The following is a 14,588-nucleotide window of genomic DNA, read 5'->3' as shown; positions in this document are numbered from 1 at the left end:
TGCTGGGAGGCGCACCAAAATCCATGATTCTTGCGGAAATAGCAAAGCCCGCAGCAGCGTTCTTTTGCTTTCCCACAAGTGGTCGGTGCGGCCATCAGACCAGCGCAATATTGGCAGTAAAGTCCTGAGAGCCAATGCCACATCTGAAGGATGGAGCAATTGGATATGCCCGATTTCCAAGGGGCAACCCACCCTGCTTCGTCAAATGCCCATATATTGACCAGTTTGCACAGTAGTTTCAGTTGAGTTGAGATGCTAAGGGCGGCATTATGTAGTTCAACATAGTTCGGGTGCATTCGGGGGGACAGCCTGCGCATGAGAATAGAGACCTACGCGGAAAAAGTGGCTGATGGCGTGATCCATGTTTTGGGAATTGCCTTTGGCGCAGCTGCTACCACTGCCTTTGTGATGGTTTTGTGGGCGGCTGACGACTATGCCCGCCAGATCAGTATTTACGTTTACACAGCCACACTGTTGGCCATGCTGATCTGTTCTGCGACCTACAACATCCTTGAAAAAGACAACAAGCTGGGCCTGCTACGGCGCTTGGACCACTCCGCGATTTACTTCCTGATTGCAGGTACTTACACGCCGCTGTGCCTGATGGTGCTGGGCGGCTGGCTTGGCATTTCCATGCTGATTGGCATTTGGGTCTGCGCTATTGCGGGAGCGGCCATTAAGATCCTGCATATGCGGCAGTTGGATAAGCTTGCGGTGCCGATCTATCTGGCGATGGGCTGGGTTGGCTTCTTTGCTGTCGTGCCGATTTACAACGAGCTTTCCGTGGCTGGCTTTACGCTGCTGGTGACTGGCGGTGGTCTCTACACTGTTGGGACGCTGTTTTACATCTGGAAGAACCTGCCGTTCCAGAACGCCATCTGGCATGGTTTCGTGCTTTCTGCTGCGGCCTGCCACTTTGCCATGATCATGGTGGATGTGGCGCTACCTGGATTGGCTTAACACCCAGTGATCCTTTGCGGGAGGGGCCATGCCCCTTCCCTATCTGCTGGTTCAGACACTTCCCTCCGTCTCCACCACCAGCACACGCGCTTCGCCCTGCGGATGAGCGACATGTTCTGTGCCGATAGCGGCAAAAAAGATATCTCCCGGCTGCATCATTGCAGAGAGCTCTTCTCCCTCCTGCCGGTACTTCATCTCAACTGTGCCATCCAGAACCACGAAGACTTCTTCGCCGTCATTGATGTGCCATTTGTATGGTTTATCGGTCCAATGCAGGCGCGTAGTAATGCCGTTCATGTTGGCGATGAGCTGTGCACCCCACGCCTTGTCTGCCGTAAAGTCAGAGCCTCTGATAATTGTCGCCATTGCGCCTTCCCCTCTCAACACCACTCAGAAAGTTGGAGTGATCCTATTGATTTTAAGGGTTTAATATTTAACAGTGTAGTTTCAAATTCCGCCAATGTGACCTAGCTTTCTGCCAGAAGCCCTGGGTTTGCGTAGATCCCAGCCGTGTTTCAGCATTGGCATTTTTCATAGTGATATTTCTATTTCCCGGAGTTCTTCATGACAGATACTGCCCCGAACCTTGTTCCGGTCTTTGACGGCCACAACGATACGCTCCTCTCACTGGAGCGTCGGTCTCAGACACCGAAGGAACGCAGTTTCTTTGAGGAGGCCAGCTACGATCACATTGACCTTCCACGTGCCCGCAAAGGTGGGTTTGCTGGCGGTTTGTTTGCTATGTTCACTCCATCTGTCAGAGCAAAGCCGAAGGAAGGTGAAGAGGTCGACTTCAAGAGCCCTGAGCACTTCAAAACGGTGCCTCAGAAGGAAGCACTGGACTATACACTGAAGCTGCTGGATATCGCCGAAGACCTGGAGGCCAAGGGTGACGGTGCGGTGAAGATCTGCCGGTCTACCGGTGCTATCAAAGAGGCGATGGATGCAGATCAGCTGGCCATGGTGCTTCATGTTGAAGGGGCTGAGTGCATCGATAAGGACTTTGAGGCTCTTGAGCTGCTTTACGAGCGTGGGCTTCGCTCTATTGGTCCTGTTTGGAGCCGTGAGACGATATTCGGTTACGGCGTGCCGATGGAGTTTGAGCATAGCCCAGACATTGGTCCGGGCCTGACTGAAGTTGGCAAGGAGCTGGTGCGCCAGTGTAATCAGCGCGGCATTCAGCTGGACGTTTCTCACCTGAACGAAAAGGGCTTCTGGGATCTGGCAAAGATCACTGACAAGCCTATCGTGGCGAGCCACTCCAACGTGTTCAAGATCTGCCCGATGAGCCGTAACCTGACGGACAAGCAGCTGGATGCAATTGCGGAGTCCAAAGGTCTGGTGGGCATCAACTTTGCTGTGTTCTTCCTGCGCCCTGACGGTCAGCTCAACCCAGATATGCCACTGGATGTGATCCTGCGCCATGCGGACTATCTGATCAACAAGCTGGGTGAAGACGGGGTTGCTCTTGGCTCTGATTATGACGGTTGTCTTGTTGCCAAGGACATCAAAGATGTGGCCGGCCTGCCCAACCTGATCAACGCATTCCGCAAGGCTGACTTCGGTGAGGAGCTTATCGCTAAGATTGCTCACAAAAACTGGATCAGCGTGCTGGAGCGTGCTGGGATTTAAGCGATACTCATAACGGATGGCCTTTCTGACAAGCGTGCGCTTAGATTGGCCATCCGGTGAGCGGTTTTAGCTCTTTCAGCACAAAGTTGCTTTCCATGGCTTTGATGCCCGGCAAGCGCCGCAGAGTGTTCATGGAGAACTCTGCATAAGCGTCCAGGTCCTCACAGACAACCTGAAGCACGAAGTCCACTCCGCCGCCGACAGAGTAGCAGGCAATGACTTGCTCAAGCTTCAGCACTGCTTCTTCAAACTCGACAGCCTGCTCCACGTTGTGTGCATCTATCTGGATGGTGACAATGACAAGCACACCAAAGCCGAGGGTTCGGCGATCCAACCGAGCTGAGTAGTCGCTGATCACTCCTTCCTGTTCCAGTCGTCTGACACGTCTCCAACACGGCGACGTGGACATTCCCACCTTTTCAGCAAGCTCTGTGTTGGAGAGACGCCCTTCCTTTTGAAGAACCCGCAGGATCTTCTTATCTGCGGCATCCAACTGAACAGCTTGCTTTTGCATTGCATTCTTCGCCAACGACATTCTCCATTTCAGGTAGACCCTACCCAATTAGACGCCAGTACAGGTAGACTCTACCCACTTGAAACTCATTACCAGTCAAAATAGATCAGATCGCCTCTACTCGTCCAGATACTATCCTCTGAACAGGAGGTAGTATGTTTATGAATCAAATCGAAAAGCAGCCGTTGCGAGGTGAGCAGGATTTGCGGCTTGCTGTTGTGGTGGATCCTGACTTGCCCGTTGGCTGGCTCGCCAACACTGTGGGTGCCATATCTGTCGGGATCGGAACTGAGAATGTAGGGCTTGGAGGTGTCACCCTCACAGACGGCGACGGCGCATCTTACAAGAGCAGTGCAGATCGCCCTGTGCCCATTCTTCAGGCCAATGGCGATCAGATGCGCGTGGTCCTGGAGAAGTCTGCTGCACGCCTTGATGAGATGACACTGGTTGTCTTTCCTGCCTTTGCCAGATCCATTCATACGTTCGCAGACTATGAAGCGTTGGTGCCGACACAGGCCCTTAAGAGCGAGAAGATCGATGGGATCGGGCTTTGTGGTCCCAGCAAACTGGTACGTTCACTGGTGGGGTCATTAAAGCTTCTAAGGTAAACCTCAGAGCACCAAAGCAAAAACCCCGGCGCATAGCACCGGGGTTTTCTCATTTCAGAAGATTTGATTGCCTGGCTTATGCTGCTTCAAAGCCGCCGCTGCAAGCAGTTCTTTGGTGTAGTCTTCTTTCGGGCTGGAGAAGATCTCTTCTGCCAGTCCCTTTTCAACCACTTCACCTTTCTGCATCACCATCACGGTATCGGACATGGCGCGAACCACTGCCAGATCGTGAGAGATGAAGAGATAGGTCAGGCCATGTTCCTTCTGCAGGTTACGCAGCAGCTCCACCACCTGTTTCTGTACAGTACGGTCCAACGCGGAGGTTGGTTCGTCCAATACAACAAGCTTTGGATTGAGGATCATGGTGCGTGCAATCGCGATACGCTGACGCTGACCACCGGAGAACTCGTGTGGGTAGCGGTTGCGCATTGCCGGGTCCATGGACACTTCTTCAAGCGCCTGGATCGCCCGCTGATCACGCTCTTTCGCTGAGAGCTGAGGCTCATGCACCAGCAGACCTTCGGTGATGATCTGGCCCACGGTCATACGTGGAGACAGGGAACCGAATGGATCCTGGAAGATCAGCTGCATTTCTTTACGAAGCGGCTGCATCTTCTTTTTGGTTGCACCGGTGATATCGTTACCGAGGTAAACAACACGACCACCTGCAGTTGGCAGAAGCTGAAGGACTGCGCGGCCCAGAGTGGACTTACCGGAACCGGATTCACCCACGATGCCGAGGGTCTGGCCTTCACGCACTTCCATGGAAATGTCGTTTACAGCACGCAGAACGTGGTTTGGCTTGAGGAAACCTGTTTCAGTTTCAAACTCAACGCGCACGTCCTTTGCATCCAGAACAATCGGGTTACTGTCAGGTACAACAGCTTTAGAACCGGTTGGCTCTGCATCCAGCAGCATCTTGGTGTAGTCGTGTTGTGGGTTACCAAAGATCTCTTTGGTGTTGCCCTCTTCAACAACCTCACCAGACTTCATCACGTACACACGGTCAGAGATGCGCTCAACGATACCCAGATCGTGGGTGATGAACACAACTGCCATGCCGAGGCGTTTTTGAAGATCTGCCATCAGCTCAAGGATCTGAGCCTGCGTGGTCACGTCGAGCGCAGTGGTTGGCTCATCCGCGATCAGGATATCCGGATCGTTTGCGAGCGCCATTGCGATCATGACACGCTGACGCTGACCGCCAGACATCTCATATGGGTATGCTTTCACCTTACGAGCTGGCTCAGGGATGCCAACGAGTTCGAGCAGTTCAACCGCGCGTTTCTTCGCGGTTGCCCAGGTGTACTCACCGTGCTCGACCATTGGCTCACAGAGCTGGCGTTCAATGGTGTAAAGCGGATCCAGAGAGGTCATCGGCTCCTGGAAGATCATGGTGACTTTCGCACCACGGATCTTGTTGAGCTTGCGAATGGAGGAGCCGAGGATGTTGTTGCCACGGTAACGGACTTCACCATGCGTGATGCCGTTGCCTGCCAACAGACCCATGGCTGCCATCATGGTCTGGGATTTACCAGAACCAGACTCACCCACAATTGCGACTGTCTCGCCGGAATCCACGTGGATGTTCACGCCTTTAACCGCGTGAACCATGCCGGTGTTGGTTTCGAAATCAACTTTCAGGTTGTCGATTTCGAGAACAGTGTTTTCGTTAATCTTGCTCATTCTGCCCTCTTATCGATCCTTAGGGTCAAGCGCATCGCGCAGACCGTCGCCGATGAAGTTCAGCGCGAACAATGTGGAGGTGAGGAAGATTGCCGGGAACACCAGCATCCATGCTGCACCTTGCAGGTTACGCGCACCTTCGGAGATCAACACACCCCAAGAGGTCATTGGTTCCTGAACACCAAGGCCCAGGAAGGACAGGAAGCTTTCCAGCAGGATCACTTTTGGCACCAGCAGGGTCATGTAAACAACCACTGGGCCAAGAGTGTTTGGAATGATGTGACGCTTCAGAATACCGCCACCTTCTACACCCATAGCTTCTGCTGCCTGAACGTATTCCTGACGTTTGATGGACAGGGTCTGACCGCGAACAATACGCGCCATATCCAGCCATTCCACCGCGCCTACGGCGATAAACATCAAGATGAAGTTACGTCCAAAGAACACAACAAGCATGATCACGAAGAAGATGAATGGCAGTGAGTAGAGGATGTCTACCACACGCATCATCACCAGATCGACTTTGCCGCCGAAGTAACCGGAAGCAGCACCCCAGAATACGCCGATGCTGATCGCAACGAAGGTTGCCAGCAGACCGATGGTCAGGGACACACGACCTGCAATCAACGTACGGGTGAGCATGTCACGGCCGTTTGCATCGGTACCGAAATAGAAGTGCATGTACTGAATATCAGCAGTTACAGTTGCGCTCTTCTTGTCAGCAGAGATGTTGGTAATTGCAGCGCTTTCGAACAGGTCGGAACGGTCGAAGTAACGTGCGTACCGTTCATCCAGCTTACGGCGGGATGTAACGGTTGCAGTCACCTTGCCATCGGTCAGCTCATAGCTTTCGATGGTCATACGAGCACGCTTTACGATCTTTTCAAAAGCAGGCTGGATCTCATCTTGCTTCGGATAAGCTTCCAGGCTCGCAGGTGTCTTCACGTAGTCGCGATAAACCTGATCATATGGGTGCGGAGACAGCATTGGGCCAATGATGGACAGCAGTGTGATCACTGCCAGCACGATCAAAGAGGTCACTGCTGCTTTGTTTGCGAGAAGACGATCACGGGCGTCATCCCACAGCGAGCGGCCCATTTTTGGGGCTTCTGTCAGCTGGTCGGAGGTAACACTCATAAACTACGTCCTCAGTCAAAACGCACGCGAGGATCAAGCATTGCGTAAAGCAGATCCACGATGAGGTTGAAGATAATGACGAAACAGGCGACGACCACTACGGTACCCATAACGAGTGTGTAGTCACGGTTCAGAGCGCCCTGTACGAAGTAACGTCCAATGCCCGGAATACCGAAGATGGTTTCGATAACCACGGAACCAGTCAGCAGAGCTGCAGCTGCAGGGCCGAGGTAGGAAACAACCGGCAGGATCGCGCCACGCAGAGCGTGAACGACAACGACGGTGTATCCGGACAGGCCATAGGCGCGTGCAGTACGGACGTGGTTAGAACGCAGTGCTTCGATCATGGAACCACGGGTCAGGCGTGCAACAACAGCAATCTGCGGAAGAGCCAGTGTTACGACAGGCAGAACCATGTTGACGAAGGCGCCCCCGCCCCAGCCCCCAACAGGAAGCCAACCATAATGAACACCCAGTATGAGTGTCAGAATTGGTGCCACAACAAAGTTCGGGATGGTCACCCCGAGTGTCGCAACGGCCATCACAGAGTAGTCGACGCCTTTATTCTGGCGCAGTGCTGCGATAACCCCCAAAAACCCACCAACAGCCAAGGCAAGTGCCAGTGCGGAAAGACCGAGCTGCATGGAGATTGGAAGACTTTGGGCGAAAAGTTCATTGATCGAGAAATCTCGGAAGAAGAAACTTGGACCAAAATCACCGGACAATACGCTCTTGAGATAAATGAGGTACTGTTCCCAAAGAGGTTTGTCCAAATTGTAAATCTTGTTCAGGTTCTCCATGACCTTTGCTTCCAGTGGACGTTCGAGATCGAACGGACCACCTGGCGCTACGCGCATAAGGAAGAAGGAAATGGTAATGATCAAGAACAAGGTCGGTATCGCGCTGAGCAATCTGCTCAGGACATAGCGTAACATGGGCCTTGCTTCTCCAGTTGTTTATCGTTTTTATTTACCGATAGTTCACAAAAATGCCAGCCATGAGCTATCCTGCATGACTGGCATTTTCTGTCGCGTTAAAGATTACTTGTTAATCTTGACGAAGCGGCTTGGATGCACGTCCAACAGGTTGGATTCGAAACCAGAAACCTTATCGGAAACAAGGTTCTTGGAGCCGTAGTACATCAAAGGCAGGAATGGCAGGTCACGCATGAAGATAGTTTCAGCTTTCTTCAGGATTTCTGCGCGCTTTTCAAGGTCAACAGTTACTGCTGCTTCGTCCATGAGTGCATCGTACTCAGGGTTTTCATAGCGAGCGTAGTTGAAGCCGGTGTTGTCGCTTTCGGTCATGAACAGGAAGTTCTGTGGGTCGGAGTAGTCACCGATCCAACCTGCACGAGCAACGTCGAAATCACCACGGTCACGCAGGTGTGCGTAGTGGGTCTTGGTGTCAGTGTTCAGCATGGACACTTCAACGCCAAGAGGCTTCCACATGTCTGCGATCGCAACAGCAGTGTTCTTGTGGTTCTCAGAGGTATTGTAACGGATTTCAACCTTCAGAGGGTTGCTCTCGTTGTAACCTTTGGACTCAAGAATTTTCTTAGCTTCTTCTTCACGGTCGAGCAGGTCAGTTTCTGCCCAGGAAGAGTATGCTGGTTCGCCGTAGTTGTCGATTCCTGGAGGCACGAGGGAGTATGCAGCAACCATGGTGCCGCCCCAGATGTCTTCTGCCAGGAACTCACGGTCGATTGCCATGGACAGAGCCTGACGTACATCAGGGTCTTTCATAGCTTCGGATTCGTGGTTCAGCGCGTAGTAGTAGGTGCCCAGGTAAGGCGCTACTTTGAACTGGTCACCCAGCTCGCTGCGGATGAACTCGATCTGCTCCAGTGGAGCGTCGTTGTTGGTGTCCAGTTCGCCAGCCTGGAAGCGGCGAAGAGCTGCACCACGGTCTTCAGTTGGGTAGAACTTAACTTTGTCCAGAGCAACGTTTGCTGCATCATGGAAATGTGGGTTCTTAACTGCGGTCACTGCATCGTTAGGAACGAAGCTGGACAGAACGAATGCGCCGTTGGTTACGATGTTTTCCGGCTTAACGAAGTCAGAACCATACTTTTCAACGGATGCTGGGTGTACTGGAAGACCGGACTGGTGCGCCAGCAGCTGGATGAAGTAAGGAGTTGGAGCGTGCAGCTTGATTTCAAGAGTTTTGTCATCAATTGCTTTAACGCCGAGCTTCTCACCTTCCATGTCGCCTTTGTTAACGGCTTCGGAATTCAGGATTGGGTAGAGAACGTTTGCGTATTTCGCACCGGTCATTGGGTTCATGATGCGGCGCAGAGAGTAAACGAAGTCACCAGCAAGAACTGGGTCGCCGTTTGACCATTTCGCGTCGTCACGCATCTTGAATGTGTATGTCAGACCATCGTCAGAAACAGTCCAGCTTGCCGCCGCGCCAGGGATGATTTCGCCCTTCGCGTTGTAAGCAACAAGACCTTCGTAAAGATCACGCAGGATGTGAGCTTCGTAGGTAGTAGATGTCTTATGCTGGTCAAGAGTTTCCGGGTCAGCGGAGTTACCACGGTTGTAAACGGTTTCAGCCGCAGCAGATAGCGAAGTAGCAGCCACAAGAGCTGCAGCTAGCGCTGACATACGAATGGACTTGATCATACAGATCTCCCCTCTCCTCAAGTTACATTCCGCCAGATTTGGAGACTGGCAGTTCGCAGCAACATTTCACTGTTGCGTTATTATAGCAAGTGTCGAGGGATCAAAATTTCCTCGCAATCGGAGATTATTTTAATCTCTTATTTGAATAATAAACGTTTATGGAAGTATTATTTCTAAACTTAGCTCAAATTCGAACTTTTATTTCAAGTTCCGTTGCTGAATCTTTTCCAATCGCGTCACTATGACGCTCGAGGTTTCTCGCCCCCATTTTTTCACAGGCGTGGCAAAAAACTTTAACCTCAGCTCATTTGTGGTAGAGCACTAGCAACAAATCTACTCCTAGCGTTGAAATGCGCTGCTTCAGGAATCTGGAAAGACTGGCTTAATGGCACCACCGCTTCTTCATGTGCGAGACATACACCTTAACTTTGGGACGACCCCTCTTCTTTCGGGTGCAGAGCTGCAAGTCGGGGAAGGCGAGCGGATCTGCTTAGTTGGTCGGAACGGGTCTGGCAAGTCGACACTGCTGAAAATTGCCGCCGGGCTCACAGAGCCGGATAAGGGGGAGTACTTTTTGCAGCCAGGGAGGACAATTCGCTACCTGCCGCAAGAACCTGATCTTTCCGGGTACCCAACCGTGCTTGCCTACGCTGAAGGTGGACTGGCGCCGGGCGATGATCAATACCGGGCAAAATACTTATTGGAGATTTTGGGCCTGACCGGGGATGAAGATCCGGCGACGCTTTCTGGTGGTGAGGCGAAACGGGCGGCAATTGCGCGGGCGTTGGCGCCGGAGCCGGACATTTTGTTGCTGGACGAGCCGACCAACCATCTGGACCTTCCCGTGATTGAATGGCTGGAATCTGAGCTGAAGCAGATGAAGTCTGCCATTGTTCTGATCTCGCACGACCGTCGTTTTCTAGAAAACCTCTCTCGCGTAACCTACTGGATCGACAGGGGTATCTCCCGCCGCATGGACCAGGGGTTTGCCAAGTTTGAAGAGTGGCGGGACAAGGTTTTTGAAGAGGAAGAAAAAGAGCAATCCAGGCTGAACGAGAAGATCCGGCAGGAAGAGCATTGGATGGTTTATGGCGTGACGGCGCGTCGTAAGCGGAACATGCGCCGGGTGCGGGAGTTGGCTGAGCTGCGTCAGAAGCGCAAGGAGCACAAGGGCCCGCAAGGCACCGTGAAGATGGCCGCCACTGAGGGGGATATCTCCGGCAAGCTGGTTTCTGAAGCCAAGGGCATCGGCAAGACCTATGAAGAGCGCCCGATCGTCAAGAATTTCTCCACCCGCATTTTGCGCGGAGACCGGATCGGCTTTGTGGGGCCGAACGGTGCTGGCAAGACCACCTTGCTCAAAATGCTGACCGGCGAGCTGGCTCCAGATACGGGCACTGTGCGCCTTGGCGCTAACCTGCAGATGATCACGCTGGATCAGAAGCGCGAGAAGCTTGACCCGAATGATACGCTCGTCAACGCCATGACAGGTGGCAGCGGAGACATGGTTATTCTGGGCGACACCTCCAAGCATGTCATGAGTTATCTCAAGGACTTCCTGTTTAAGCCAGAGCAAGCGCGCACCCCTGTGCGTGTGCTTTCTGGCGGGGAACGGGGACGCCTGTTGCTCGCGCGTGCGCTGGCTGCGCCTTCCAACCTGATGGTGCTCGATGAGCCGACCAACGATCTGGACCTTGAAACGCTGGATCTGTTGCAGGAGCTGATTTCTGATTATCCCGGCACTGTTCTGCTTGTGAGCCACGACCGTGATTTCCTTGATCGCATTTGTACCAGCGTGATCACCATGGAAGATGAGAGCGGCAATTGGGGTGAGTATGCGGGCGGTTACACCGATATGGTGCGCCAACGCGGTGAAGGTGTGCAGGCGCGTAAAGCAGCCAAAGCCGACAAGCCGGCAAAGGAGGATAAGTCCCCTGCCCCTGCTGCTGCGAAGAAGGAGGATAAGAAGTCTGGCCTCAACTTCACGCAGGCGCACCGTCTGAAAGCCATTCCGGGTGAGATGGAAAAGCTGGAAGCGAAAATTGCCAAGGCTCAGAAAGAGTTAGAAGACCCGAACCTGTTTTCTTCCAATCCGGATCGTTTTCATAAAGTGACGAACGCGATTGGGAAGTTTCAGGAGGAGCTTGGCGCGCTGGAAGAAGAGTGGCTGGAGCTGGAGATGCTGGCCGACGAGGGCTAACTTCTTCTTATAACTAGAGTATTTGCAAAGGCTTCGGAGCGATCCGGAGCCTTTTTTGCTTTGCGTTGTTTTGTGCGTTCGTTTGCGTTCTTTAGGGATTTTCTGCGTTCTTCCCGAAACGGTCACGTAGTACCCGATCAGACCTTATCCCCCTGCGCGGGCTTACTCATCGTGGTCAATCAGGTGCGTACCGTGGGTGATAGCGCTGCTGGCGCGGATGGCCGCAGCGATGAAAACCACTTCGGCGAGCTCGGCATCCGTGGCGCCACAGACCTTGGCGTTCTCGCGGTGGATCTCGATGCAATACGGGCATTGGGTGGTGAGCGCGGCGGCGAGTGAAATGAGCTGCTTGTTCTTTTTGGAAATCGCACCGTCAGACATGGCCTCCGCATTGAAGGCGATAAACATCTTCCATGATTTCCCGGTGGCCAAAGAATTGAACTTCTTCAGCTTGCGCATATTGTCCATGGAGAACATTGGCATGGGCGACCTTCCGGTTGGCTCAGGTGTTTCCCGGCAATTAAAACAGGCTGCGCTTAATAACTGCCGATGAAACCCGTTCAGCTTTAATCAGGATCAGATGGGTCGCCTTCACTCTTTATTTCGATAGTGGCCGCAGGTGCTGGTTTGCGGTGGGCGGTCCCGCTGGTCAATCTTTCTTGCGCGGCTGCCTGAACTTCAGGAACTTGCCGACAATGATGGCGGTGAGCACGACCATGTAGAACTGTCCTGCCAGCCCAACAATCATGGCGGCTTTTCGGGCGATGGGCGTTAAGGGTACGATGTCGCCGTAGCGATTGTCATCAGGGTGATGAAGGCGGCATACATGAGCGCTTCTTCCTGCGAGCGGGTCTCTATGTTTTCAATGGGCAGGCCTTTGAAGGAACCCGGGTGCATGTGCTCTATAAGTATAAAGAGAAAGAACGAGACCATGCCGATGGAGATGTAGCCGCTGAGCACGCCCAGAACGACGCGGTAGTTCTCTTCCTGAGTGACCAGCATTTCGTCGATCAGCACGATAGCGACCACCGCGTGAAAGGCAAAGTAGATGGCGATCTGCGGTACCAGCGGGTCAATTGTTGGGAAGATGGGCGTATCCAGAAACGCCAGCACCAGCGAGCAGCCCAGTAGGACGGCCACCAGCCGGAAGAACTGCGTCTTCTTGAGGGTGATCAGCATGCCGGTGGCGATGTTGAAGATGTAAAACGCGCTGAACACGTGGGCTTCCAGCGTCTGCCCCGGCAGGATCAATGATCCGAACATGAGCATCATCTGGCTGAAGAGAAACACCTCAACCCGATGATTAAACAGATCCTTCAACCGCTTCGACCGCACCGGTAGCCCCAGTTTCTTTGTGATTTACGGCCAATTTTCGCAAATGACTGCTAAAAAATGGGAAATCCTGAGGGTGGGTTGGCCCATGGTTTTTGGGAGGTCGTGGTGTGTACAGCGGAGCAGAACCGCGTCTATCGCGAGTGTCATAACACCCTAACGCTCGCCTCCTTCCAACGTCATCTCCCTAACAACGTCATCCGCGCACGTTCCTCAAACATCACCTTCCCCAGCAACATCATCTCCCCACCGACATCATCCGCGCGCCCTCCTCTGACGTCATCCCAGCCCCCGAGCCAGGACCTAAGGCCGCAAACACAGACGCAGCTTACTCACCAGCCGATGCCACACTCACATCGAGAGACGTGGGAACGTAATAAAGCAGAGAGGCTCCACCGTGCCACCCTAGGTCCCGCATCGCGCTACGCTTGTGCGGGATGACGGCAGAAGGACATTCGCAACCACATCACCTCACCACCACGCTATGACGTCGCCAGCCATCTCCGCTCCAACGCCACCTCCCCACCGACGTCAACCGCGCGCCATCCTCCGTCGTCATCCCGGCCCCCGAGCCGGGACCCAGTGCCGCAAACTCAGACGATGCTTAATCACCAGCCGAAGCTGCACTCAGGCTAGAAAGTATGGGAACGTAATAAAGCAGAGAGGCTCTACCATGCTCCCTAGGTCCCGCATCGCGCTGCGCTTGTGCGGGATGACGGCAGAAGGGGAGCCGTAAACGCATCACCTCACCACTACGTACATCACCACCACACCTTGACGTCACCAACCATCTCCGCAGCAACGCCAACTCCCCACCAACGTCATCCTCGCGCCCTCCTCTGACGTCATTTCGGCCCTCGAGCCGGGATCTAGGACCACAAACACTGATACTGCTTAATCACCAGCTGATGCTGCACTAACATTAGAAAGTATGGGAACGCAGTAGAACAGAGAGGCTCTGCCATGCCACCCTAGGTCCCGCATCGCGCTGCGCTTGTGCGGGATGACGGCAGAAGGGGAGCCATAAACGCATCACCTCACCACTACGTACATCACCATCACGCCATGACGTCGCCAGCCATCTCCGCTCCAACTCCGCCTCCCCACCAACGTCATCCGCACGCCATCCTCTGACGTCATCCCGGCCCCCGAGCCGGGACCTAGAGCGGCAAACACAGACGATGCTTAATCACCAACCAATGCTGCATTCACATTGAGAGACGCAGGAACGCAACAAAGCAAGATTTGCAAAGATTGGTGGGGCAACACTCTCTATCTTAATGAGTACAAAACGCGAACTCGATTGGAGAGAGAGACCATGGAAGTACTTGGTGTGGACGTTAAAAACTTTGAACCGCGCACTGTTGCTTATGTGCGTTGCACTGGCGATTTTCAAAAGAACCCTGAACTGTTTGCGCAGACATGGGGCAAGTTGATGGGCTGGGCAGCGCAATCAGCCTGATTGAAGGGGCAGAGACGCTGTGTATGTTTGATCAGGATCCTGATGCGGTTGGTTCTGATGAGCGGGAGTTCACCGCTTGCATTACCCTGAAGCAAGATATGGATGTTGCCGGTGAGATTGGCAAAATGACTGTTGCGGGCGGTCTTTATGCCAGTGGGCACTACAAGGTGAGCAATCAGGATTCTGCCAAGGCGTGGGAGGACATGTTTGCCAACTGGCTACCTGCAAGTGGGTATCAGCCCGATGCAAAACCGTGCTTCCAGCTTTATCCCAATATGCTGGCGGATAACACACCGCAGGATATTTACGTTTGTGTTCCTGTGCGGTCTTCCTGATTTTTCTACACCCACCGTTCTTTAAACGGAGGATGTACGCATCTGGCGTGCCGGGTCCCCAACCGATGGTGCGTCAGGTGCGGTTCCCCTTACCC

Annotated in this window: 14 protein-coding genes; 6 read left to right on the top strand and 8 right to left on the bottom strand. The window is 53.4% G+C overall.

Features of this window, described 5'->3' with window-relative positions; all coding sequences use genetic code 11:
* Positions 1-315: 315 nt before the first annotated feature.
* Entirely contained in the window at positions 316-960 is a 645-nt protein-coding gene (gene trhA / locus JCM12308_RS06735) for a PAQR family membrane homeostasis protein TrhA (RefSeq protein ID WP_014285057.1), read from the top strand.
* A 51-nt stretch (positions 961-1,011) separates the two neighbouring features.
* On the opposite strand, the gene JCM12308_RS06730 is transcribed toward trhA, so the two are convergent.
* A complete protein-coding gene (locus tag JCM12308_RS06730) occupies positions 1,012-1,326 on the bottom strand; it encodes a cupin domain-containing protein (protein ID WP_054783230.1) in 315 nt (104 codons plus the stop codon).
* 198 nt (positions 1,327-1,524) lie between these two features.
* Between JCM12308_RS06730 and JCM12308_RS06725 the strand changes: the two genes are divergently transcribed.
* Positions 1,525-2,592: a dipeptidase gene (locus JCM12308_RS06725; protein WP_054783229.1), complete on the top strand. Its 1,068-nt coding sequence runs from the start codon at positions 1,525-1,527 to the stop codon at positions 2,590-2,592.
* Between the two features lie 40 nt (positions 2,593-2,632).
* Here JCM12308_RS06725 and JCM12308_RS06720 read toward each other — a convergent pair whose 3' ends face one another.
* Positions 2,633-3,127 (bottom strand): Lrp/AsnC family transcriptional regulator, encoded by a 495-nt coding sequence (locus JCM12308_RS06720; RefSeq protein ID WP_083416549.1) that lies wholly within the window; start codon positions 3,125-3,127, stop codon positions 2,633-2,635.
* A gap of 140 nt (positions 3,128-3,267) precedes the next feature.
* Here JCM12308_RS06720 and JCM12308_RS06715 point away from each other — a divergent pair, with 140 nt between their 5' ends.
* Complete coding sequence (locus JCM12308_RS06715; RefSeq protein ID WP_054783228.1) at positions 3,268-3,714, top strand: DUF2000 domain-containing protein; 447 nt, start codon at positions 3,268-3,270, stop codon at positions 3,712-3,714.
* A 54-nt stretch (positions 3,715-3,768) separates the two neighbouring features.
* On the opposite strand, the gene JCM12308_RS06710 is transcribed toward JCM12308_RS06715, so the two are convergent.
* The 4 genes from JCM12308_RS06710 to JCM12308_RS06695 all read right to left on the bottom strand — a co-directional run bounded on the left by JCM12308_RS06710 (position 3,769) and on the right by JCM12308_RS06695 (position 9,164).
* A complete protein-coding gene (locus JCM12308_RS06710; RefSeq protein ID WP_054783227.1) occupies positions 3,769-5,400 on the bottom strand; it encodes an ABC transporter ATP-binding protein in 1,632 nt (543 codons plus the stop codon).
* 9 nt (positions 5,401-5,409) lie between these two features.
* Positions 5,410-6,537: an ABC transporter permease subunit gene (locus JCM12308_RS06705; RefSeq protein ID WP_054783226.1), complete on the bottom strand. Its 1,128-nt coding sequence runs from the start codon at positions 6,535-6,537 to the stop codon at positions 5,410-5,412.
* Positions 6,538-6,548: 11 nt separating this feature from the next.
* Entirely contained in the window at positions 6,549-7,472 is a 924-nt protein-coding gene (oppB, locus tag JCM12308_RS06700) for an oligopeptide ABC transporter permease OppB (RefSeq protein ID WP_008549535.1), read from the bottom strand.
* Positions 7,473-7,577: 105 nt separating this feature from the next.
* Positions 7,578-9,164 carry a peptide ABC transporter substrate-binding protein gene (locus JCM12308_RS06695; RefSeq protein ID WP_008549809.1) on the bottom strand — a complete coding sequence of 529 codons (1,587 nt, stop codon included), beginning with the start codon at positions 9,162-9,164 and terminating at the stop codon, positions 7,578-7,580.
* A 385-nt stretch (positions 9,165-9,549) separates the two neighbouring features.
* On the opposite strand from JCM12308_RS06695, the gene JCM12308_RS06690 reads away from it, so the two are divergent.
* Positions 9,550-11,364 carry an ABC-F family ATP-binding cassette domain-containing protein gene (locus tag JCM12308_RS06690; RefSeq protein WP_174519179.1) on the top strand — a complete coding sequence of 605 codons (1,815 nt, stop codon included), beginning with the start codon at positions 9,550-9,552 and terminating at the stop codon, positions 11,362-11,364.
* A 162-nt stretch (positions 11,365-11,526) separates the two neighbouring features.
* Here JCM12308_RS06690 and JCM12308_RS06685 read toward each other — a convergent pair whose 3' ends face one another.
* Together JCM12308_RS06685 and JCM12308_RS06680 are read right to left on the bottom strand one after the other, a co-directional pair.
* On the bottom strand, positions 11,527-11,832 hold the full coding sequence (locus JCM12308_RS06685) for a carboxymuconolactone decarboxylase family protein (protein WP_244271840.1): 306 nt from the start codon (positions 11,830-11,832) through the stop codon (positions 11,527-11,529).
* Between the two features lie 303 nt (positions 11,833-12,135).
* On the bottom strand, positions 12,136-12,699 hold the full coding sequence (locus JCM12308_RS06680; RefSeq protein ID WP_208978317.1) for a hypothetical protein: 564 nt from the start codon (positions 12,697-12,699) through the stop codon (positions 12,136-12,138).
* A 1,315-nt stretch (positions 12,700-14,014) separates the two neighbouring features.
* On the opposite strand from JCM12308_RS06680, the gene JCM12308_RS28240 reads away from it, so the two are divergent.
* Together JCM12308_RS28240 and JCM12308_RS06675 are read left to right on the top strand one after the other, a co-directional pair.
* A complete protein-coding gene (locus JCM12308_RS28240; protein WP_164845275.1) occupies positions 14,015-14,158 on the top strand; it encodes a GyrI-like domain-containing protein in 144 nt (47 codons plus the stop codon).
* Positions 14,119-14,493: an AraC family transcriptional regulator gene (locus JCM12308_RS06675; protein WP_128647345.1), complete on the top strand. Its 375-nt coding sequence runs from the start codon at positions 14,119-14,121 to the stop codon at positions 14,491-14,493. The genes JCM12308_RS28240 and JCM12308_RS06675 overlap by 40 nt, the downstream gene beginning before the upstream one ends.
* Positions 14,494-14,588: the final 95 nt, after the last annotated feature.

The sequence above is a fragment of the Pseudovibrio denitrificans JCM 12308 genome, from assembly GCF_001310815.1.
Taxonomy (GTDB): domain Bacteria; phylum Pseudomonadota; class Alphaproteobacteria; order Rhizobiales; family Stappiaceae; genus Pseudovibrio; species Pseudovibrio denitrificans.
Note: the sequence above shows the minus strand (reverse complement) of the source record. Positions and strands in the feature narration are given on the sequence as shown.